16 protein-coding genes and 2 pseudogenes are annotated in these 21,620 nt (G+C 65.0%); 9 read left to right on the forward strand and 9 right to left on the reverse strand.

Annotation, left to right across the window (positions count from 1 at the left end; genetic code table 11):
* Window position 1 precedes the first annotated feature (1 nt).
* Together A7A09_RS15510 and A7A09_RS15515 are read right to left on the reverse strand one after the other, a co-directional pair.
* On the reverse strand, window positions 2-1,720 hold the full coding sequence (locus tag A7A09_RS15510) for a peptide ABC transporter substrate-binding protein (protein WP_106692257.1): 1,719 nt from the start codon (window positions 1,718-1,720) through the stop codon (window positions 2-4).
* A gap of 109 nt (window positions 1,721-1,829) precedes the next feature.
* Entirely contained in the window at window positions 1,830-3,533 is a 1,704-nt protein-coding gene (locus A7A09_RS15515; protein ID WP_106692374.1) for a peptide ABC transporter substrate-binding protein, read from the reverse strand.
* Between the two features lie 265 nt (window positions 3,534-3,798).
* On the opposite strand from A7A09_RS15515, the gene A7A09_RS15520 reads away from it, so the two are divergent.
* The 3 genes and pseudogenes from A7A09_RS15520 to A7A09_RS15530 all read left to right on the forward strand — a co-directional run bounded on the left by A7A09_RS15520 (window position 3,799) and on the right by A7A09_RS15530 (window position 8,209).
* A complete protein-coding gene (locus A7A09_RS15520) occupies window positions 3,799-5,631 on the forward strand; it encodes an ABC transporter ATP-binding protein (protein WP_106692375.1) in 1,833 nt (610 codons plus the stop codon).
* On the forward strand, window positions 5,628-6,971 hold the full coding sequence (locus A7A09_RS15525) for an NAD(P)/FAD-dependent oxidoreductase (protein WP_106692258.1): 1,344 nt from the start codon (window positions 5,628-5,630) through the stop codon (window positions 6,969-6,971). Before A7A09_RS15520 ends, A7A09_RS15525 begins: the two co-directional genes overlap by 4 nt.
* Before the next feature lie 72 nt (window positions 6,972-7,043).
* Window positions 7,044-8,209: pseudogene (locus A7A09_RS15530) on the forward strand (M20 aminoacylase family protein).
* A gap of 179 nt (window positions 8,210-8,388) precedes the next feature.
* Here A7A09_RS15530 and A7A09_RS15535 read toward each other — a convergent pair.
* From A7A09_RS15535 to A7A09_RS15550, 4 genes and pseudogenes are all read right to left on the reverse strand, one after another.
* A complete protein-coding gene (locus A7A09_RS15535) occupies window positions 8,389-9,603 on the reverse strand; it encodes a winged helix-turn-helix domain-containing protein (RefSeq protein WP_106692376.1) in 1,215 nt (404 codons plus the stop codon).
* 50 nt (window positions 9,604-9,653) lie between these two features.
* Window positions 9,654-10,085, reverse strand: a complete 432-nt coding sequence (gene aroQ, locus A7A09_RS15540) for a type II 3-dehydroquinate dehydratase (RefSeq protein WP_106692259.1) — start codon at window positions 10,083-10,085, stop codon at window positions 9,654-9,656.
* Window positions 10,086-10,116: 31 nt separating this feature from the next.
* Window positions 10,117-11,282, reverse strand: a pseudogene (locus tag A7A09_RS15545) (nucleotide sugar dehydrogenase).
* A 96-nt stretch (window positions 11,283-11,378) separates the two neighbouring features.
* The gene (locus tag A7A09_RS15550) at window positions 11,379-12,917 is read right to left on the reverse strand and encodes an asparaginase (RefSeq protein ID WP_170167127.1); all 1,539 of its coding nucleotides are present in this window, start codon (window positions 12,915-12,917) and stop codon (window positions 11,379-11,381) included.
* 191 nt (window positions 12,918-13,108) lie between these two features.
* Between A7A09_RS15550 and A7A09_RS15555 the strand changes: the two genes are divergently transcribed.
* From A7A09_RS15555 to A7A09_RS15565, 3 genes are read left to right on the forward strand one after another with little or no spacing between them, the layout of a single operon-like run.
* Window positions 13,109-13,570: a (2Fe-2S)-binding protein gene (locus A7A09_RS15555; RefSeq protein ID WP_106692261.1), complete on the forward strand. Its 462-nt coding sequence runs from the start codon at window positions 13,109-13,111 to the stop codon at window positions 13,568-13,570.
* A gap of 3 nt (window positions 13,571-13,573) precedes the next feature.
* A complete protein-coding gene (locus A7A09_RS15560) occupies window positions 13,574-15,712 on the forward strand; it encodes a xanthine dehydrogenase family protein molybdopterin-binding subunit (protein WP_106692262.1) in 2,139 nt (712 codons plus the stop codon).
* A gap of 14 nt (window positions 15,713-15,726) precedes the next feature.
* A complete protein-coding gene (locus A7A09_RS15565) occupies window positions 15,727-16,323 on the forward strand; it encodes an Isoquinoline 1-oxidoreductase subunit (protein ID WP_106692377.1) in 597 nt (198 codons plus the stop codon).
* A gap of 46 nt (window positions 16,324-16,369) precedes the next feature.
* Here the strand turns inward: A7A09_RS15565 and A7A09_RS15570 are convergent, their stop codons facing one another.
* The 3 genes from A7A09_RS15570 to A7A09_RS15580 form a co-directional block, all read right to left on the reverse strand.
* Window positions 16,370-16,717 (reverse strand): hypothetical protein, encoded by a 348-nt coding sequence (locus A7A09_RS15570; RefSeq protein WP_106692263.1) that lies wholly within the window; start codon window positions 16,715-16,717, stop codon window positions 16,370-16,372.
* A gap of 107 nt (window positions 16,718-16,824) precedes the next feature.
* The gene (locus A7A09_RS15575) at window positions 16,825-17,154 is read right to left on the reverse strand and encodes a GNAT family N-acetyltransferase (protein WP_106692264.1); all 330 of its coding nucleotides are present in this window, start codon (window positions 17,152-17,154) and stop codon (window positions 16,825-16,827) included.
* 1 nt (window position 17,155) lies between these two features.
* Window positions 17,156-18,673 carry a VOC family protein gene (locus A7A09_RS15580; protein WP_106692378.1) on the reverse strand — a complete coding sequence of 506 codons (1,518 nt, stop codon included), beginning with the start codon at window positions 18,671-18,673 and terminating at the stop codon, window positions 17,156-17,158.
* A gap of 168 nt (window positions 18,674-18,841) precedes the next feature.
* Between A7A09_RS15580 and A7A09_RS15585 the strand changes: the two genes are divergently transcribed.
* From A7A09_RS15585 to A7A09_RS15595, 3 genes are all read left to right on the forward strand, one after another.
* Window positions 18,842-19,777 (forward strand): pirin family protein, encoded by a 936-nt coding sequence (locus A7A09_RS15585; protein ID WP_106692265.1) that lies wholly within the window; start codon window positions 18,842-18,844, stop codon window positions 19,775-19,777.
* Window positions 19,778-19,870: 93 nt separating this feature from the next.
* The gene (locus A7A09_RS15590; protein ID WP_106692266.1) at window positions 19,871-20,416 is read left to right on the forward strand and encodes a DUF924 family protein; all 546 of its coding nucleotides are present in this window, start codon (window positions 19,871-19,873) and stop codon (window positions 20,414-20,416) included.
* A 384-nt stretch (window positions 20,417-20,800) separates the two neighbouring features.
* Window positions 20,801-21,598: a histone deacetylase family protein gene (locus A7A09_RS15595; protein ID WP_245999390.1), complete on the forward strand. Its 798-nt coding sequence runs from the start codon at window positions 20,801-20,803 to the stop codon at window positions 21,596-21,598.
* Window positions 21,599-21,620: the final 22 nt, after the last annotated feature.

Consider the following 21,620-nt stretch of genomic DNA (forward strand, 5'->3'; position numbering starts at 1 on the left):
GTCATTCTTCGGCGCGATGCCAATCGGCCACGTTCCAGAACTCGCTGTCCCAGGGGTTCATGTGGACGCCGCCGAGACGGTTCGAGCTGACCGAGACGCGGCCACGCGCGATCAGCGGCAGATGGGTCATCGAATCGCGGGTGATCATCAGGTTCATCTTCTTGGCCAGTTCGGCCCGCGCCTCTATGCCCGATGTCTGCGCCATCTCGGCGATCAGCGCCTCGTACTCCTCGTCACAGTAGCGCGCGTTGTTTTCGCCCTGCCACTGGTTCTCGGGGCTGGGGATCGCCTCGCAAGAGCGCTCGGCCAGGAAGCTGCCCGGATCGGTGCCGTCATAGACATCCGTATACATCTCGACATCGGCATAGAACTTGACGATCGTATCGGGCGAACCGGGATCCGAGCCGAAATAGACGCTGGCATCCACGGTCTTGAGCTCGGTTTCCACGCCGATCTCGGACCACCATTGCTTGATGAGGGCCTGGAAATCCTGCCGCACGGCATTGACCGAGGTCTGGAACAGCAGTTTCAGTTTCCTGCCGTCCTTCTCGCGCACACCGTCGCCGCCGAGTGTCCAGCCGGCTTCCTCCAGCAGGGCATTGGCCCCCTCGATGTCCTGCGTCAGGCAATCGTCGTTATCGGATGCGTAAATCTCGGGGTTCGGAACCATGTTGCATGTCGCCTCCCCGGTCTCGCCATAGCCGATCTCGTTCAGCAATTGCCGGTCTATGGCCATGGACAGGGCCTGCCGGACCTTGAGATCCGAGAGGATCGGGTGCGGGTGCTTGAGCGTCGAGCGTTCGCCCTCGGGCAACTCCGGTGACGGATCGGACATGTTCAGCAGGATATGTTCGACCGTCGAGCCGAAATCGACCTCCAGCTTGCCCTTGCCCGCCGCGAGCATTCCCTCCAGCACATCGGGGGCGAGCTGGATGTTCCAGGCGTAATCATATTCGCCTGTCTCCAGCACCGCGCGGGCCGCCGAGGTCGAATCGCCGCCGCCCTTCAGGGTGACATTCGCAAAGGCGGGCTTGTCCGCCTCGCGATATTCCGGATTGGCCTCCAGCGTTACGACGTCATTGGTCTTGAAGCCGGTCGCGCGGAAGGGGCCGGTGCCGATCGGGCCGAAATTCTCGTCGGTGCAGGTCGCGGCCTTCGCGCCGGTGCAGTTCTCGAACTGGGCCTTTTGCAGGATCGGCGCCTGAGCCCCGATAAAGGCGGAATAAGGGTAGGGGCGCGGCGAGTCGAAGCTGATCCTGACCGTCAGCGGATCGACCACTTCGACCGATGTCACGCCTTCGAACTTGGCGGCCTGCGCGCAGCCGCCTTCGTCATTCATGCAGTAATCGGCGGTGAATTTCACGTCCTCGGCGGTCAGGGGCGTGCCGTCGGACCATGTGATCCCGTCCTTGAGCGTCCAGGTGATCGAGGTCAGATCCTCGGAAATACCGCCATTCTCCACCGTGGGGATATCGGCGGCCAGCCGGGGAACGATCTCGCCATCCGGCGCGAAAGTCGCCAGCGGCTCCAGGATCAGTGACGAGGCCAACATCTCCTTGACGCCGGTCGAAAGGTAGACATTCAGCGTGGACGGAGCCTGCCAGAGCAACAACTTCAACTCGCCATCCGTGCCGCGTTCGGCGAATGCGGGGGCGGCTGCCAGCGCCACGGCTGTCGCGGCGCCGGTCAGCAGGCCGGTCTTGAGCGTCTTGATAGACATTGAATTTCCCTTCCCGTTGCAATCTTGCGGATTTTCCCGTCCCGCGAGGCCGCTTGCCGTTTCGGCGCATGCCCGCCAGGAAGGCAGGCATGGCCATGTTTCCAGAGGCTTATTCCTCGACGCGATGCCAGTCCGCGACGTTCCAGAGCTCGGTGTCCCATGCGTTCAGCTCGACCCCGCCAAGCGAGTTGCTGACCGCCGAAGCCGTGCCGCGATAGACCAGCGGGATGATCCCGTTGCTCTCCTTGGTCAGCATCTCGTTCATCTTCTGACCCAGCTTGCCGCGTTCCCCGGGATCGGCGGTCTTGCCCAGTTCGACGACCAGCTTGTCATATTCCTCGTCGCAATACCGGTTGGTATTCTCGCCCTGCCACTGGTTTTCGGGGCCCGGCGCCTTCTCGCAGGTGAACTTGGCCAGGTAGGGCTCCGGGTTGTTGCCCTCGAAATTGTTGGCATACATCTCGATATCGGCATAGAACTTGTGCAGCGTATCGGGTGAGCCCGCGTCGCTGCCGAAGAACACCGAGGCATCGATGGTCTTCAACTCGGTCTCGACGCCGATTTCCGACCACCACTGCTTTATCAGTGCCTGGAAATCCTGGCGCACGGCATTGACCGAGGTCTGGTAGACCAGCGACAGCCGCACACCGTCCTTTTCGCGCACGCCGTCACCGCCGGGCACCCATCCGGCCTCGTCGAGCAGGGCCTTGGCGCCCTCGATATCCTGCGTCAGGCATTCGGTATTGGGCGAGGCCCATGCCTCGGGCGCTGGAACCAGGTTGCAGGTCGGCTTGCCCGCGGTTCCATAGCCGATCTCGACCAGCAATTCGCGGTCGATGGCCATCGACAGGGCCTTGCGCACCGCCGGATCGCTCAGGAACGGATGCGGATGCTTGACGGTCGAACGCTCGCCCTCGGGCAAATTGGGGGAGGGATCGGTCAGGTTGACCATGAGCCGCTCGACAAGGCTGCCGAAAGCCGCATGGACCTTGCCCTTGCCTTGCGCTTCCATGCCCTCGATCACGTCGGGGGCAAGCTGCGTGTTCCAGGCGTAATCGAACTCGCCCGTCTCCAGGACCGAGCGCGCCGCCGCGGCCGCGTCGCCGCCGCCCTTCATGGTCAGCCTGGCGAAGGCCGGTTTCTCGGGATCGCGATATTCGGGATTGGCCTCGAAGACGATCACGTCATTGGTCTTGAACGAGACGACCTTGAACGGGCCGGTGCCGATCGGGTTGAAATTCTGCTCGGTGCATGTCGGGGCGGCTGCGCCGATGCATTGCTCGAACTGCGCCTTCTGGATGATCGGCGATTGCGCGCCGACGAAGGCGGCGAAGGGATCGGGGCGTGGCTCGGTGAAATTGACCTTCACGGTCAGGTCATCGACCGCCTCGACGCTCTCCACCCCCTCGTATTTCGCAAGCTGCGCGCAGCCGCCTTCGGGATCCATGCAATATTCGGCGGTAAAGACCACATCGGCCGAGGTGACGGGCGTGCCGTCGGACCATTTCAGGCCTTCCTTCAGCTTCCAGGTGATGGAGGTCAGGTCTTCGGCAATGCCGCCGTTTTCCAGCGATGGAATTTCCTCGGCGAGCCGGGGGAACAGTTCGCCTTCGGGCGTGAAACCGGCCAATGGCTCAAGCGACATGCTGGATGCGATGATATCCTTGGTGCCGCTGGACAGGTACTGGTTCATCGTCGATGGCGCCTGCCACATGATGACATTCACCTCTCCGTCGCTGCCGCGTTCGGCCATGGCGGCGGGGGCCAGGGCCAGCGATGCGGCGGCGCACATCAGCAAGGTCTTCAGTTTCATGACATTCTCCCGTTGGATTTGGAAAGCCGCACGGGTCGGAGCCATTCGAAATGGTAATCCATTGTTCGGATTGCTTTTATCATTTCCTGTCCCGTATTTTTCGGGTCTTTGTTATGGATCCGTTTCCCTGCGGAATGTTTGCAGTTTCAAACGATCCACCCCGCGATGGCAAGCCCTATCCACATCCCCGGGGCGAAAGTTTCGGCTTTGACATTCCTTCGCCTGCCGCTAGCCTTCCTCCGGGACAGATGATCGGGGGCGCATGATGCTGGACGAGAAACCGCTTGTTTCCTTTGAGAACCTTCGGGTCGAGTTCGAGACCAATGACGGCACCGTGGTGGGCGTCAAGGATATCAGCTTCAACATCAAGCCCGGGGAATGCGTCTGCGTCGTGGGCGAATCGGGCTCCGGCAAATCGGTCAGCTCGCTTTCGCTGATGCGGCTGGTCGAATTCGGCGGCGGCACGATCACCAATGGCCGGCTGATGTTCGATCCCGGTGACGGCAAGCCGATCGACCTTGCGCATCAGGGCGCGCCCGTCATGCGCGACATTCGCGGCAACCGGATCGGGATGATCTTCCAGGAACCGATGACGGCGCTGAACCCGGTCTTTACCGTGGGCGACCAGTTGACCGAAGGGCTGATCGAGCATCGCGGGATGAACAAGTCACAGGCACGTGCCCGCGCGCTGGAAATCCTCAAGCAAGTCCGCATTCCCGAGCCCGAGCGGCGCCTTGATCAATATCCCCATGAGCTGTCAGGCGGCATGCGCCAGCGGGTCGTCATCGCCATCGCCATGGCCTGCGAACCCAGCCTGTTGATCTGCGACGAGCCGACCACCGCGCTGGACGTGACCATCCAGGCGGAGATCCTTGCCCTGATCGACCGGCTCAAGCGCGAAAAGCGGATTGCCGTGCTGTTCATCACCCATGACATGGCCGTGGTCGCGCAGATGGCGGATCGCGTCGTCGTCATGTATCGCGGCGACAAGGTCGAGGAAGGCCCGGTCGAGCAGATCTTCGAGGAACCGCGCGAGGATTACACCAAGATGCTGCTGGCCGCCGTGCCGCGCTTGGGCGAGATGACCGGCAAGCCCGCGCCCGAACGCCTGCGGCTGATGCGCGACGGCAGCTTGGGCGAGCCCGAGCCGATCATCGTCAAGGATCCCAAGCCGTTGCTAAGGGTCGAGAATCTCGTCACCCGCTTCGCCGTCAAGGGCGGGGTGCTGCGCCGCACCGTCGCCAATGTCCACGCGGTCGAGGATGTGTCCTTCACCATCAATTCCGGCGAAACCATGTCTCTGGTGGGCGAATCCGGTTGCGGGAAATCCACCTGTGGCCGCTCGATCCTGCGCCTGGTCGAGCCGGAAGCGGGCAAGGTCTCGATCGACGGCACCGACATCCTTGCGCTGTCGCAATCGGGGCTGCGCAAGGCCCGCCGCGACATGCAGATGATCTTCCAGGATCCCTTTGCCAGTCTCGATCCGCATATGAAGCTTTATGATCAGGTGGCCGAGCCGATGCAGAACTACGGCATCGGCAGCCGGTCCGAGCGCGAGGACCGCATCGCTGCCCTGTTCGACCGGGTGGAACTGCCGCGCAGCTTCATGCGCCGCTACCCGCACGAAATGTCGGGCGGTCAGCGCCAGCGGATCGCCATCGCCCGCGCGCTCGCGCTGAACCCCAAGCTGATCATCGCCGACGAGGCGGTCTCGGCGCTGGATGTCTCGGTGCAGGCGCAGGTGCTGAACCTGCTGATGGAGCTGCAGCAGGATCTGGGCATCTCGATGTTGTTCATCAGCCATGACATGGCGGTGGTCGAACGGGTCAGCCATCATGTGGGCGTCATGTATCTGGGGCGCATCGTCGAGATGGGAACGCGCCAACAGGTCTTCGAGAACCCGCAGCACAGCTATACCAAGCAGTTGATGCTGGCCGTCCCGGTCGCCGATCCCCGGCAGAAGAAGATCAACGAGGATCTGAATTTCAGCCCGATCCCCTCGCCGATGCACCCGGTCGATTACCAGCCCCACCCCTCCGTCTACCAGGAGGTCGCGCCGGGTCATCGCGTGCTGGTCGATCCGGTGACCCATTCGTGAGGGCCGATCCTCCTGTCGCTCCGGGCCAAGCGCCGCAATTCCGTGCCGATCTGCCCGAAGCCGCGGATGTGGTCGTCATCGGTGGCGGCATCGCGGGCGTGACCACGGCGCTTTATCTTGCCCGCGACGGATTGTCGGTGGTGCTGTGCGAAAAGGGCCTGATCGCGGGCGAGCAATCCTCGCGCAACTGGGGCTGGGTCCGGGCGCAGGGCCGGGACGAGGCCGAATTGCCGATCATGATGATGGCCCGGCAGCTCTGGCGGGGGCTGGCGCAGGAGATCGGCGAGGAACTGGGCCTGACGACCTGCGGGGTCAGCTATCTCGCATCCGACGAGGCGGCACTGGCGCGATACGAGGCATGGCTGGTGATCGCCCATGCCCATGGGCTGGACAGCCGGATCATGGGGCGGGCGGAACTGGACGGGCTGCTGCCCAATGATGCGGGCTGGCAGGGCGCGCTGGTCACGCCTTCGGATATGCGGGCCGAGCCGGGCGTCGCCGTTCCGGCCATCGCGAGGTTGGCGGCAAGCGAGGGCGTCACGATCCGGGAACATTGCGCGGTCCGGGCGTTGGAGGTTTCGGCCGGGCATGTCTCGGGCGTGATCACCGAGGACGGACCCATCCGCGCCGACCGTGTACTGCTTGCCGGAGGGGCGTGGTCGGGATTGTTTGCGGGCAATGCCGGGCTGTCCCTGCCGCAGCTTTCGGTTCGTGCGACCGTTGCGGCGACCGAGCCGCTTCCCGAATTCTGGTCGGGCGCAGCCGCCGATTCCAAGTTCGCCTTCCGCCGCCGTGCCGATGGCGGCTATACGCTGGCCCCCGGCACCACGCATGATTTCTGGATCGGTCCCGCCGCGTTTCGCCACCTGCGCAGCTACCTGCCGCTGATCCGCCGCGACCTTGGCCAGACCCGGCTGCAGCTTCGTGCCCCGAAAGGCTATCCGGACGCTTGGGGGACGCCGCGCCGATGGGCGGCCGACCGCGCCTCTCCCTTCGAGGCGATGCGCATGCTCAACCCCGAGCCCAACGCCGCCGCGCTGACCCGGCTGCAAGAGGATTTCGCCGCGACTTTCCCGGCGATAGGGCGCCCCCGGCTGCGGGCGGCATGGGCGGGGATGATCGATACCACGCCCGACCAGGTGCCGGTGCTGGATGAAACCACGATCCGGGGTTTCTTCATCGCCACGGGCCTGTCCGGCCATGGTTTCGGCATCGGTCCCGGCGTTGGGCGGGTCATGGCCGATCTGATCCGCGGCGGAGAAACCGGCTTTGACCTGGGGCGCTTCCGCTTCGCGCGCTTCTCGGATGGCTCGCCGGTCACGCTCGGCCCCGAATTGTGATACGATGGTGCCGCATCGGCCCCTTGCAGACTCTGCACAAAATCCGCATCCTATGTGCCGAAGGAGAACATCATGCCAGTCAAGAACCGCTTTGCAGAGCTTTTGCCCGAAATCACCGCGTGGCGACGCGATTTCCATGAGCATCCCGAACTGCTTTACGACGTTCACCGCACCGCCGGAAAGGTCGCTGAACTGCTGCGCGAATTCGGCTGTGACGAGGTGACCGAGGGCATCGGCCAGACCGGCGTGGTCGGCGTCATCAAGGGCAAGACCGACAGCAAGGGCCGGGTGATCGGATTGCGCGCCGATATGGACGCCCTGCCGATCAATGAGCAGACCGGGGTGGAATATGCCTCGAAAACGCCGGGCAAGATGCATGCCTGCGGCCATGACGGCCATACCGCGATGCTGCTGGGCGCGGCAAAATACCTGGCCGAGACGCGCAATTTCGACGGCACTGCCGTGGTCATCTTCCAGCCCGCCGAAGAGGGCGGGGCGGGTGGCGACGCGATGATCAAGGACGGGTTGGCCGAGCGTTGGGGGATCCAGGAATTCTACGGCATGCATAACATGCCGGGCATTCCGGTCGCCAGTTCGCCATCCGTCCCGGCGCGATGATGGCCGCCGCCGACCAGTTCGACATCACCGTGACCGGCAAGGGCGGCCATGCCGCCAAGCCGCATGAATGCATCGACACGACCCTGACCGCATCCCAGATCATCGTCGCGCTGCAATCCGTCGTGTCGCGCAATATCGATCCGCTGAAGAACGCGGTGATCTCGGTCTGCGTGGTCTCGACCGATTCGACCGCGCATAACGTCATCCCGCAGGTGGTCCAGCTCAAGGGCACCGCGCGCAGCCTTGCGCCCGAGGTCCGCGACCAGCTGGAAGAGGGGATCAAGCGCGTCGCCACCAATGTCGCCGCCGCCATGGGCGCAACCGCCGAGGTCGATTACCAGCGCGGCTACCCGGTGACGATGAACAATGAAGAGGCGACGGTCTGGGCCGCCGATGTGGCGCGCGGGATCGCCGGAGACGTGGACCTGACCATGCAGCCGATGATGGGCGGCGAGGATTTCAGCTTCATGCTGAACGAACGTCCCGGCGCCTATATCTTCGTCGGCAATGGCGATACGGCGATGGTTCACCACCCGGCCTATAATTTCAACGACGACACGATCCCCGCCGGCTCCAGCTGGTATGCCGGCATGGTCGAGACACGGATGCCCGCCGCCTGAGCGGGCAAACGGATTGCGTCCCGCGATGGCCGGGGGGTTGTCTGCCCCCCGTCGCCGGCTGGTTCTCGAACCAGTGGCGCACCACCCGACAACCCCGGGGATATTTGCATGAAGAAGAAAATGCGCGCGGGATCGCGCATTTCGTTGAAACCGAACCACCATGGCGGTCGGATCATGCCCTATCCCGGCATCGCCTCGCGCAGCCAGCCATCGGCATAATCGACGCGCGTGCAGTCCGAGAACCGAGCCAGCCGGTCGAGTTCCGCCTCCAGCCGGGCGAGCCGGGCCTTGCCCATGCGCAGGCCGGGCTCGGGCCAGAAGGCGCGGACGGAAAGGCAACCGGTCTCGCGCATTGCCTTGGCATCGAGACGGCCGATCAGGCGCGCGCCTTCCATGACGGGAAAGACGTAATAACCGTATTTGCGCCTGGCCTCGGGGACGAAGATCTCGATCCGGTAGTGGAAACCGAACAGCCGCTCGGTCCGCTTGCGGTCGCGCAGGGCGGGATCGAAAGGCGACAGGATGCGCGCGCGTCCCGAGGGTGGCTCGGGGGTGTCTTTCGCCGTCTCGATCATCTCGGGGCGGGCATAGGCGCGATAGGCACGGCCATCCGCCCCCTCGATCCGTCCTTCGATCAAGCGCCCGGCGGCCATCTCGGCCAGGCACCAGTCGCGGGCCTCTGCCGGAGAGACCAGATCCCAGAAGGCCGCGATCTCGCCATGAGTGGCAAAGCCGAGCCGGTCCAGCGCCGCATGGCAGGCCCAGTCAATCGCGTGCTCCGAAGGGCTGGGCGCGCGATGCGTCTCGGGGATTACCTTTTCGGTGAGATCGTAGATCTTGCGGAAAGCCTCGCGCCGGGCGATGGCCAGATCGCCGCTGCGCCACAGATATTCCAGCGCCGCCTTGGCGGGCTGCCATTCCCACCAGCCGCCGCCATTCCCGGCCTTGCCGTCGCCGGCCTCGCCCGCCGTCAACGGTCCCGCGCGGGTGATCCGCGACAGCACCTCGTCGCATTCGCCCAGGAAGGTATCGCCCTGCCATTTCGGCCAGCGCTCTTCCATCCGCTTGCGGCTGCGGCGGAATTTCTCGTGCCAATGGGGAAAGAACCGGGTCGGGATGATGGCGGCGTCATGGGTCCAGTTCTCGAACAGGCTGCGTTCACGCTCCAGCAGCCGCGACAGCGTGGCGGGGCGGTAACGCTGCCTGCGCGACCACAGGATCATGTGATGGGCGCGGGCGACGGTCTGCACGCTGTCGACCTGCACGAAGCCCAATCGTTCGATCAGGGACTGGATCTCGTTCGGACCGGCGGGGCCGGTCGGCGGTTCCGCAAGCGCGTGACGGTCCAGGAACACCCGCCGCGCCGTCGCATTGTCGAGATGAAAACCGGTCATGGCATAGCGATAGCGCGCCACGGCCGCCGCCGCAATCGCATCCGCGCGTCCTATTCCCCGATCAGCAGGACCGCGCGCCGGACCGCCGCGGCATAACCCTCGATGCCGAGGCCCGCGATCACCCCGTCGGCGCGCAGCGAGACATAGGAATGGTGGCGGAAGGGCTCGCGCTTGTGGACCTGGCTGATATGGACCTCGAAGACCGGACCCTCGAATGCGTTCAGCGCGTCCAGCACCGCCACCGAGGTATGGGTCAGCGCGGCGGGATTGATGACGATGGCGGCGGCCTGTTCGCGGGCTTCGTGAATCCAGTCGACGATCTGGCCTTCCCAGTTCGATTGCAGACAACGGATCTCGTGCCCGCCCGCCGCATCGCGGCACAGCAACTCGACATCCTCCAGCGTCTCGCGCCCGTAGATCTCGGGCTGGCGCTTGCCCAGCAGGTTCAGGTTCGGCCCGTTCAGCACATAGATGATCGCCATTGTCGTTCTCCGCCCCGGTTTCGCCTTGCCGTCAGTCTGACCCGAAAAGATCGCGTGTAAAGACCTTGTCGGCCACATCGGCAAGGGCCTCGGTCCGCCGATTGGCCAGGATCAGATCGGCCTCGGCCTTGAAGGCGTCAAGGTCGCGGATGACCCGGCTGTTGAAGAACAACTCGTCCTTCAGCACCGGCTCGTAGACGATCACCTCGATCCCCTTGGCCTTGATCCGCTTCATGATCCCCTGGATCGAGCTGTCGCGGAAATTGTCCGAACCCGCCTTCATCACCAGCCGGTAGACCCCGACCACGCGCGGCTTGCGCGCGATGATCCGTTCCGAGATGAAATCCTTGCGCGTCGTGTTCGACTGCACGATGGCCGAGATCAGGTTCTGCGGCACGTCCTCGTAATTGGCAAGCAACTGCTTGGTATCCTTGGGCAGGCAATAGCCGCCGTAACCGAAGCTGGGATTGTTGTAGTGATCGCCGATGCGCGGATCGAGCTGACGCCGGTGACGATCTCGCGCGTGCTCAGCCCGTGCTGCAGGGCGTAGCTGTCCAATTCGTTGAAATAGGCGACGCGCAGGGCGAGATAGGTATTCGAGAACAGCTTGATCGCCTCGGCCTCGACCGGGCCGGTGAACAGCACCGGCATGTCCTTGCGGATCGCCCCCTCGACCATCAGACCGGCAAAGCGATGCGCGGCCTCGCCATGATCGCCAACCACGATGCGCGAGGGATGCAGGTTGTCGTATAACGCCCGGCCTTCGCGCAGGAATTCGGGGGCAAAGATGATGCCGTCGAAACCGGTCTCGTGCCGCATCCTTGTGACGAAGCCCACCGGCACGGTGGATTTGACGATTATGGTGGCTTCGGGGGCGATCCGGCGCGCCTCCCTGATGACCGCCTCGACCGTCGAGGTGTCGAAGCGGTTGCTGCGCGGGTCGTAATTGGTCGGGGTTGCGACGATCACGAATTCCGCCCCCTTCATCGCGGCCTCCGCATCTGTGGTGGCCGAAAGCTGCAGGGGTTTTTCGGCCATGAATTCGGAGATTTCGCGGTCCTCGATGGGCGAGCGGCGGTTATTGACCATCTCGACCCGCGCCGGATCGATATCGAAGGCACACACGTCATGGCTCTGGGCAAGCAAGACCGCATTCGACAGCCCGACATAGCCAAGCCCGGCAACGGCGATCGGAATATTCTGGCGCGGAGACATGGTGTTTTCCCGGATTGATCGGATGGCAAGGCGTTCCAGCCGGTTTAGGGATTGCGCGGATTGCTGTCCAGTAACCGCTCAACCTGTGATGGTTGCCGCCGGAACGCCGCCGCCGTCACGAAGTTCCAGCACCGGCTGTCCTTGCGGGTCACAGCGCAACAACAGGCAGGCATCCGCCATCGGCTTTTCCGGCGCGGCCTGTTGCCACAGGACCGCTCTATCCGGGGCGAGATACGAAAGCCTGCCATCGGGATCGAGAACCAGCCGCCCGGGCCGGCCCGAAGCCGGGGACCAGAGGGTTTTTTCATCCGCACCGATCAGTGCAACTCCGTGATCGGGATCATTGACCAGCCGTGCCGCGCCATCCGCGGCGGACAGGGATTGCCCGGGGTTCAGCACCGGGTTCAGGCGGCTGTCCAACCGGTCGGCAAAGCTGCACTCGCCCGCCAGGCTGCGCCGTATCTGCGCGCGCAGCGTGGCCGGGTTCCAGCCGTGATGCCCGGCGGCGGCGGACAGGATCATGGTCTTGGTGAATGCGGCCATCGGGGTCATGTCGCCCGCGCTGATCGCTCCGGCCTCGGATATCCATGCGCCTGCGGCGTAATGGAATTCCCCGACCTGCCCGCCGATGACGCGGGTGCCGTCTACCACCACCACCCCGGCCTGCGTGGCAGCCTTCAGCGCCTTGCGGATCGCGCCCCGGCTGGCATCGCCGGTATCGCCCGAAGGAAAATTCCCCTCGCCATAGGATTCCAGCACGATCCCCCTGATCCCGGCTGCGACGGCATCCCCGATCATGCGGGCGAGGGGGGCGCTGTCCCCCTGGAAGCGTGTCGGAAAGGCGTTCAGCTGGATCACCGGATGCCTGTCCATCGCGGCGTCGATGGCGCTCAGCCGCTCGCGCGCCATCTGTCGCGCCTCCGAATCGTCCAGTGACAGATGCGGCGCGGCGGGGCCGGGCAGGGCGGTTGCATGACCGCGCCAGGCTCCGATCCCGGCCTCGGCCAAGGGCGGCAGATGCGGCGAATCGAAGGCGGCGAAGCGCGTGGTCGAGACCTTGATCGCCCGGTTGCCGCGCAGCAGCTTGCCATCGAAGAACAGCGCCAGTTCGGGGATGCGCAACCGGGCACAGGCCAGCGCCCCGCAGAAATTGGCGAAGGCGTCGCTGCCCGCGTTCAGGACCAGCCCCTCGGGCGTGTCCCGGAACATCGGCAGTTGCGCCCCGGTCAGGATCACCGGCTTGGACAGGACGGCGCGACCGAAACCGTATTCGTCCGTGACGTTCAGCAGGAACGGCAGGGCCGCGCCGGAGAAATCCATCGTATCGGTGCCATGCAGGATCACGAAAGCGTCGTGATCGGCATAGGTGTTCAGCACCGCTTCGGCGATCCGGCACCAGTCGCGGGGCTGCAGATTGGTGCTGTCCAGCGCGCCCGTGCCACGATCGGAGAAGCGCAGGGAACTGTCGAAATGCAGTTCCATTTCCGGCAGGGAAGCCGCGATCATCGGTGTCAGGATCGCCTTGGCGGCTTCGCCGAAACGGGCGGCGGACATGGGCACCAGGGGAAAGCCGACACTACTGATCGTGCCACCGGTATTGAGAATGCAGATCTTCATGGCCGTTTCCCTCGCTGCCGCCTCTTGCCTCATAGGCCGGGGCGGGGCGGGCGTCAAAGCGGGGAGGGGGCAGCCGGCGTATGTGTCGCAAGCATGATCAACCAAGATGGGAGCTTACGCGTTTATTTCAAGAACTCGTAAACCGTCCAGTTTCGCGTTAACCTTTTCCTCGCCAGCAGAGGAATGCCAGCATGACAATCAGCTTTACAGTCAATGGAGAAGAGCGCAGCGTCGATGTCGATCCCGATACGCCGCTGCTCTGGGTTCTGCGGGACGAATTGCGCCTGACGGGAACCAAGTTCGGTTGCGGCATCGCGCAATGCGGTGCCTGCACGGTGCATCTGGACGGCTCGCCGCGCCGTTCCTGCGTGACGCCGGTTTCCATGGTTGAGGGTTCGGATATCACCACGATCGAGGGGCTGAGCGGCCCCGAGGCAGAGGCGGTGCAGGCCGCTTGGCGCGCGCTCGACGTGCCGCAATGCGGCTATTGCCAGTCCGGTCAGGTGATGAGCGCGACGGCGCTCTTGCAGCAGGTCTCCTCGCCGAGCGACGAGGATATCGACAACGCGATGGCCGGGAATATCTGCCGCTGCGCCACCTATGTCCGCATCCGGCAGGCGATCCATGACGCCGCCAAGACATTGGAGGGCTGAGCCATGAATATCCATACCAGCCGCCGCGCCTTCCTGTCCGGGCTGATTGTCGCGGTCGCCCTTCCGGGGCTTGCCCGCGCGCAGCAGAAATCCGGCGCGGCCGCGTTTTTCAACGAGCTTCCCGAGGGCTCGGGCGAGATGTCGGCCAATGCCTTCATCCGCGTGGCCCCCGACAATACCGTGACCGTCCTCATCAAGCATATCGAGTTCGGGCAGGGACCCTATACGGGCCTGACCACGCTTGTCGCCGAAGAGATGGATGCCGACTGGTCGCAGATGCGCGCCGCAGCCGCCCCCGCCGATGTCGAGAAATACGCCAATCTCGCCTTCGGGATGCAGGGCACCGGCGGCTCGACGGCGATGGCCAACAGCTTCATGCAGATGCGCAAGGCCGGGGCCGGGGCGCGGGCAATGCTGGTCGCCGCTGCCGCCGAGCGTTTCGGCGTGCCCGCCGATCATATCACCATCGACAAGGGCATTATCAGCGCCGGCGATCAATCCGCGACATTCGGCGAATTGGCCGAGGCCGCCGCGCAGCAGACCGCGCCCGAGGATCCGCCGGTGAAGGATCCCGCCCAGTTCAAGCTGATCGGCACCGATCTTCCCAAGGTGGACAGCAGCGCCAAGACGGATGGCTCGGCGCAGTTCACCCTGGATGTCTATCGCGACGGCATGCTGACCGTGGTGGTCGCGCATCCGCCGAAATTCGGGGCGAAGGTGGCAAGCTTCGACGACAGCGCCGCCTTGCAGGTCTCGGGGGTGCAAAAGGTCGCGCAGGTGCCGACCGGCGTCGCGGTCTATGCCGATAATACCTATGCCGCGCTGAAGGGGCGCGACGCGCTGGAAATCGAGTGGGACGAGGCCGAGGCCGAGACCCGTTCGAGCGATGCGATGATCGAGGAATGGACCACAGCCGCCAAGGCAGGCGGGAAATGGGAGGTCGTCAAGACCGGCGATGTCGAGGCCGCCCTGGAAGGCTCCGAAATTGTCGAGGCCACCTATGTCTTCCCCTATCTCGCCCATACCCCGATGGAGCCGCTGGATGCTGTGGTCGAGCTGCGCGACGGCGAGGCCGAGGTCTGGATGGGCAGCCAGATGCAGACCGGGGACCAGGGCACCATCGCCAAGATCCTCGGCGTCGAGAATGTCCGCCTGCACACGATGCTGGCGGGTGGCAGCTTTGGCCGCCGCGCCACGCCCGACTCGCATTTCGCCGCCGAGGCGGCCGAGGTCGCCAAGGCCAATGGCAAGGGCGCGGTCAAGCTGATGTGGACGCGCGAGGATGACGTGCAGGGCGGCTATTACCGCCCGCTCACGGTCCATCACATGCGTGCCGCGCTGGATGATCAGGGCGGCATCAAGGCATGGGATCACGGCATCGCCGCGCAATCGGTGGTCATGGGCACGCCATTCGAGGCGATGCTGCAGGGCGGCCCCGACTTCACCGCCTTCGAGGGCGCGAACGAGCTGCATTACGCCATGGCCAATCACCGGCTGCGTTGGGCGCAGATGGAATCGCCGATCCCGACGCTGTGGTGGCGCTCGGTCGGGCATACCCATACCGGCTATGCGGTCGAATGTTTCATCGACGAGTTGCTGGAGAAAGCGGGCAAGGATCCGATCGAAGGCAGGCTTGCGCTGATGGGCGATGACCATCCCCGCGAGAGGGCCGTGCTCGAGCGCGTGGCCGAGATGGCCGACCAGTCGGGCGATTACGGTTATGGCGTGGCGGTGGTCAAATCCTTTGGCACCTATGTCGCGCAAATCGCCGAGATCGAGGATCGCGGCGGCATTCCACATGTCCACCGGGTCTGGTGCGCGGTCGATTGCGGGCTGGCCGTCAATCCCAATGTCGTGCGCGCGCAGATGGAGGGGGGTATCGGCTACGGCATCTCTGCCGCGCTTTACAGCGAGATCACGCTGGACGAGGGCGGCCTGATCCGGCAGCAAAACTGGGACAGCTACCGCATCCTGCGCATCCCCGAGATGCCCGCCATCGAGGTGGTGATCATCCCCTCTGCCGAGGCGCCCACCGGCGTCGGCGAACCCGGCACCCCGCCGATCGCCCCGGCCATCGCCAATGCGTGGCGCCGGATGACCGGCAATGCCACTCGCCGCCTGCCCATCATCCCGGTCGCATGAGAAAGGAGACCCGCATGAAACGCTTCCCCCTTTCGCTTGCGCTGGCAACAGTGCTGGCCTTTCCGGCGATGGCGCAGGATCTGCGCGCGCCCGCCGATTTCGACAGCATCGAGGATCAGACCGAACGCTCGGCGGCGATCTTCGAAGAGATGGGCAAGGTCCTGACCCATCCACGCTGCCTGAACTGTCACCCCAAGGGCGGCCCGACACAGGGCGACGACATGCAGCCGCATGAGCCTCCGGTGGTGCGGGGCGATGCCGATTTCGGCGCGCCCGGCATGACCTGCAACACCTGCCACGGTGCCGAGAATTTCGAGACCACCGGCGTCGGCGGGATCGAGAGCATTCCCGGCCACGAGCCATGGTCGCTCGCCCCGGTCGAGATGGCCTGGGCGGGGCTTGGCCTTGGCGAGATCTGCGAGCAGCTCAAGGATCCGGAACGCAATGGCGACCGCTCGCTGGAGGAGCTGCACGAGCATATGGCCGAGGACGGTCTTGTCGGTTGGGGCTGGGAGCCCGGAGAGGGCCGCACCCCCGCACCGGGCTCGCAGGAACTGTTCGGCCAGCTGACCCAGGCCTGGATCGACACCGGCGCGGCCTGTCCGGGTTAACCGGCGGGCGCCTGCCTGCGGCGTGGGCGGTCCCTCGTCTTCCTGCTCAGGGGTCGCCCATGGCGGGATTATCCATGCCGGGGCGGCGGGTCAGGTAATTGCCCATTCCGGGCGGAGGGACGCTTGCCATCAGCCAGGCAATGGCGAAGGCGAGTATCACCCAGAGACCAGGGGCCCGCCATCGCGGCATGCCGAGTCCGGCCAGAAGCGTGGCGGCCTCATCCGCCTTTTCGGCGGGAACGAAGATCTTCACGCCGCCCACCGCCTGCGACCAGTTCGAAAGGGTCAGCCCGCTATGCCTGTCGGTCGCGATGGGCGAGAAGCCATGCGCCTCCAGCGCCCCAAGCACGAGGGCGACATCCGCCGCCCCCTCCGCGATGGCAATCCTCTGCATCCGCCGTCCCGTTCCTTTTTCCGGCCTGTCAGCCAAACCCGGCTGCCCCATATCATTGCCACGCTGCGGGACGGCGGGAAATAGGTGTTGTTACCTCCTCCCGGACTCTATCCCGGCAGTTTCGGCGTCTCTCCCGGCGCGGTGGTGAAGGCATCCGACCAGTCGGGATGCCTGGCATATTGCGCCTGCACATAGGGGCAGAGCGGGATGATCCGGAACCCGCTCGCGCGGGCATCCTCGACCATATGCCGGACCAGCGCGCCCGCCGCCCCGGTGCCGCGCAACTCCTCGGGGGCGCCGGTGTGATCGGCGCTGATCCGGTTCCCGGCCCGCCGGGTAAAGGTCAATTCGGCCTCGGCATCGATGCCCGCGACGCGCGCCACGTAGCGGCCATGGCGGTCGTCAATTTCCTCGCGGGTGACGGTGATTTCGGTCATCTCATGCTCCTTTCAGCCAGTCCTGCGCAGCGGCCAGATCGGCCTGCGCCAGTTCATGCCCGGCCGGAACGGTCCGGGCGTCCAGATCGGCGCCACTGGCCCGGAGCCAATCATTCAGGCGCGCGGCATGGGGGCCATAAGGGTCATGCGCACCGGCCAGTGTCAGGACCCTTGTGCCGGTCAGATCGGGCTCGGGCAAGTCCTCCAGCACCGCCATGGGCCGGATCAGGATCGCCCGGCGCAAAAGCACCGGATAAAGCCCCATCACCGCCCCCGCGAAATTCGCGCCATTGGAATAGCCCAGCACGGTGATCCGCTCGGGGTCCAGGTCATAGGCGGCAATCGCCCCGCTCATGAAGGCGTCGAAGGCAGTGGCCTCGGCGCGGATATCCTGCTGGTCGAAACTGGTCATCGACAGGCGGCGGAAAAACCGCGCGACGCCCTCTTCGTTCGACCTCCCGCGCAAGCCGAGCAGGGTCGCATTCGGGTTCAGATGATGGGCCAGCGGCATCAGGTCGGCCTCGTTCCCGCCGGTGCCATGCAGCAGCAGCAGGGTCGAGCCGTCGGGTTGATCGGGCCGGTGGATGCGGTGGGTGAAGGGAAGAACTCTCATCGGGAACCTTTCCTCGCCCGGACGGGCGAATTGCGGCAACAAGACGCGCAGATCATCGGCGCGCTCCGCGAAATGCGGCGGGGTCATCAGGATCTCGCCCAGATGGCCGGGGGCCTCGTCGATACCCATGCCGGGGCCGTCCGTGGCCAGCTCGATCAGGATTTCCCCCGGCTCGCGGATATAGAGCGAGGTGAAATACTTGCGGTCATGGACCGTCACCTCGCCGCTGTTCAGACGCGACAACGCGGCGCGATGGGCCTCGATGGCGGGCACATCCGGCATCCGCAGCGCGACATGATCGATCACGCCCGTGCCGGGAATGCCCGCCACGAAACCCGAGGCATCGCGGATGTCCAGCGCATCGCTGTCCGAGACCAGCCGCGTCACGCCGCCCTCGACCGGCCCGGCGCGATAGCCGAAACGGCTCAGGAATGCGGCGGTCTGCTCCGGCAGTTCGGACCAGAGCGTGACGGCGCGCAGCCCATGCGGGGCGGCGGGCCAGCCGGTGTCGGGAACATCCGCGCCGACGAGCTTGACGATGATCCCGTCGGGATCCTTCAGGCGCAGCACCGGTTCGCCGAATTCGCGCGACGGCCCCTCGATCCGCAACTGGCGCTGCATGGCGCGGGTCAGCCAGTCGCCGATCCGGGCGCGGGGAATGGCCAGCGCGATCTCGGCCACCTGCCCATGGCCCACGCGGCCGGTCGCCCCATCCTGCCAGACAAGGAAACTGACCAGCGTTCCGGGATCGGCGGTCGCATTGCCATAAAACAGGTGAAGCTGTTCGGCATCCTCGAAACCGGCGCTCTGCTTGACCAGCGACAGGCCCAGAAAGCCCATCCATAAATCGACATTCGCCTGCACATCGCGGGTGATGGCCGTCACATGATGAATTCCGCTGGTCATGGCATGACTCCTTCCTGTCCGCAAACCAAGATGCGCCTCCGGCCCGCCCGGCACCAGCAAGGCTTTGCCCAACCCGGTGTTCGCGTTTGCCGAACGAATCTTCCCTTGGCGGTTCGGCGGAATCGGACCATCCTGTGAACAGGCCACAGGAGCCAAAGGAGGATCGCCATGAGCTGGAACCCCGCACTCACCCCCGGCTGCCCCGACGAGATCGGCCCGGATGCCATCGAGACCCTGATCATTCCCCGCGCCCGCGATCTCGGCGATTTCGAGGTCCGCCGCGCCCTGCCCGCGCCCAAGCGGCAGATGGTCGGCCCGTTCATCTTCTTCGACCAGGCCGGTCCTGCCGAGTTCCTGACCGGGCAGGGCGTCGATGTGCGCCCGCATCCGCATATCGGGCTGGGCACCGTCACCTATCTCTATCGCGGAGATTTTCATCACCGCGACAGCGTCGGCAGCGATCAGGTGATCCGGCCCGGGGAACTGAACTGGATGGTCGCAGGCAAGGGGGTAACGCATTCCGAACGCACCTCGGCCGAGGCGCGGCAGGGACCGAACAGCCTGTTCGGCATCCAGACCTGGATCGCCCTGCCCGAAAGCCACGAGGACATGCCCGCGACATTCGAGCATCACGGCAAGCAGGCCCTTCCCGAGATCCGCGACCAGGGCATCGAGGCCCGCCTGATCCTTGGCCGCGCCTATGGCGAGACCGCGCCCGCAACGCTTTATTCCGACACATTCTACCTGGACGTGACGCTTGCGGCACGGGCCCGTTTCCCGCTGCCCACCGATCACGAGGATCGCGGGATCTACATCACCGAGGGCTCGATCCGCATCGCCGGGCAGGAATACGAGGCCGGGCAGATGATGGTCTTCCGCCCCGGCGACCAGATCACCGTATCGGCCGGGGATCGCGGCGCACGGCTGATGGCGCTTGGCGGCGAGACGCTGAACGGACCTCGTTATATCTGGTGGAACTTCGTCGCCTCCTCGAGGGAGAAGATCGAAGAGGCGAAACGCGAATGGCAGGCGCAGCAATGGGGGCAGGGGCTGTTCGACCTGCCGGTCGATGATCGGGAGGAATTCATTCCGCTGCCCGATTGAGCACCCGGCGACACCGATCAGCAAATCCGAAGCCGCCGACCCATTTCATCGCGGCGGCTTCGGGATCTCCACGCATCACGTAAAGGACATGACATGACCGTCAAGACCCCGCAGGACATCCGCGATTTCTGGTTTTCGGCTGACATGCAGCCCTATTGGTTCAAGAAAGCCGAAGAGATCGACCGCCAGATCATCCAGCTTTTCGGCGCCACATACGAGGCCGCCCATGCCGGCCGGCTGGATCACTGGGGCGGCAACGCGCAGGACGCGCTTTCGCTGGTGATCGCGCTGGACCAGTTCCCGCGCAACATGTTCCGCGGCTCGCCCCGGTCCTTCGAAAGCAACGATCTCGCGCTGACCCATGCCCGCGCCGCGCTGGATCGCGGCTTTGATCAGGAACAGGACGAGACCACGAGGCAATTCTTCTACCTGCCTTTCATGCATAGCGAGGATCTCGCCGACCAGGAACACTCGGTGAAACTCTACGAAGCCCTTGGCAACGCCCATTCCCTGCATTTCGCCCGCGACCATCGCGACATCATAGCCCGCTTCGGCCGCTTTCCGCATCGCAACGCGGTGCTGGGCCGCGAGTCCACGGCGGAAGAGGTCGAATTCCTGGAAACCCATGCGGGCTTCTGACGATGGCGCCCGCCGCCTCCCCGGGAACCCGGTCTGCAAGACGGGCAAAATCCGCCTTCTTCTTCATGCAAATATCCCGGGGGTTCGGGGGCTGGCCCCCGGTCCCGAAACTTCCTAGTCTCGCATCCGCGCGACCATAGGAGAGATGATGACCGCCCTGCCTTGCTTTTACGCCCCCGAGACCGAGGCCCATGATCCGCGTTTCTGGATGCTGCGTGGCGTGCCCACTGCGAACAAGGAATTGCCCGAACGCGCCCGTCGCCTGCTGGCCGGACTGTCCGGGCTGGGGCTGACGACCGTGAACCCGCCCGAAACCGACCGCGCGGCGATGCGGGCGATCCATACCCCGGAATATCTGCAATTCCTGGAAAGCTGCTGGGAGGAATGGCAGGCCTTCCCCGGCGCGGGCGCGAGGTGGTCGCCAACCTGCATCCGCAAAAGGCCACGCAAAGCTACCCCAAGGGCATTGTCGGCCGTGCGGGATGGCATATGGCCGATACCGCCTGCCCGGTCGGGCGCGACACCTACAGGGCGGCGTTGCGCGGGGTTGATACGGCCCTGGCGGCGGCGGGAACGGTCATGGGCGGCGAAAGGGCGGCCTATGCGCTATGCCGGCCAGCGGGGCATCACGCCGATGCGGATACCGCGGCAGGGCATTGCTTCCTCAACAATTCCGCCATCGCGGCGCAGGCCCTGCGCGCGCGTCACGAACGCGTCGCGATCCTGGATATCGATGTGCATCACGGCAATGGCACGCAAGAGATTTTCTATGAACGCCCTGACGTGCTGACCGTCTCGATCCATGCCTCGCCCGAGTCCTTCTACCCTTTCTATGTCGGTTACGCGCATGAGACCGGGCGCGGCGCGGGTGAAGGCTTCAACCTGAACATAGCATTGCCACAGGGGCAGGGGGACGAGGAATGGCTGGCCGCCATCGCCACCGCGCTGGAGCGGGTCCGCGAATTCGATCCCGGCGCGCTGGTGCTGGCCCTTGGACTGGACGCGCATGAGAACGACCCGCTGAAGGGGCTGTCGGTCACCACCGAATGTTTCGGGCGCGCGGCGGCGCTGATCGCCGGGGCGGGCCTGCCCACCGTGATGGTGCAGGAGGGCGGTTATCTCTCGGACGACCTGACCCGTAACATCCATGCCTTCCTGGGCGGCTGGATGGATGCCGCCTGATCCATTGCACGAGGGATTCACG

Origin of the sequence: Paracoccus methylarcula, assembly GCF_003007735.2 — a bacterium.
Classification (GTDB): domain Bacteria; phylum Pseudomonadota; class Alphaproteobacteria; order Rhodobacterales; family Rhodobacteraceae; genus Paracoccus; species Paracoccus methylarcula.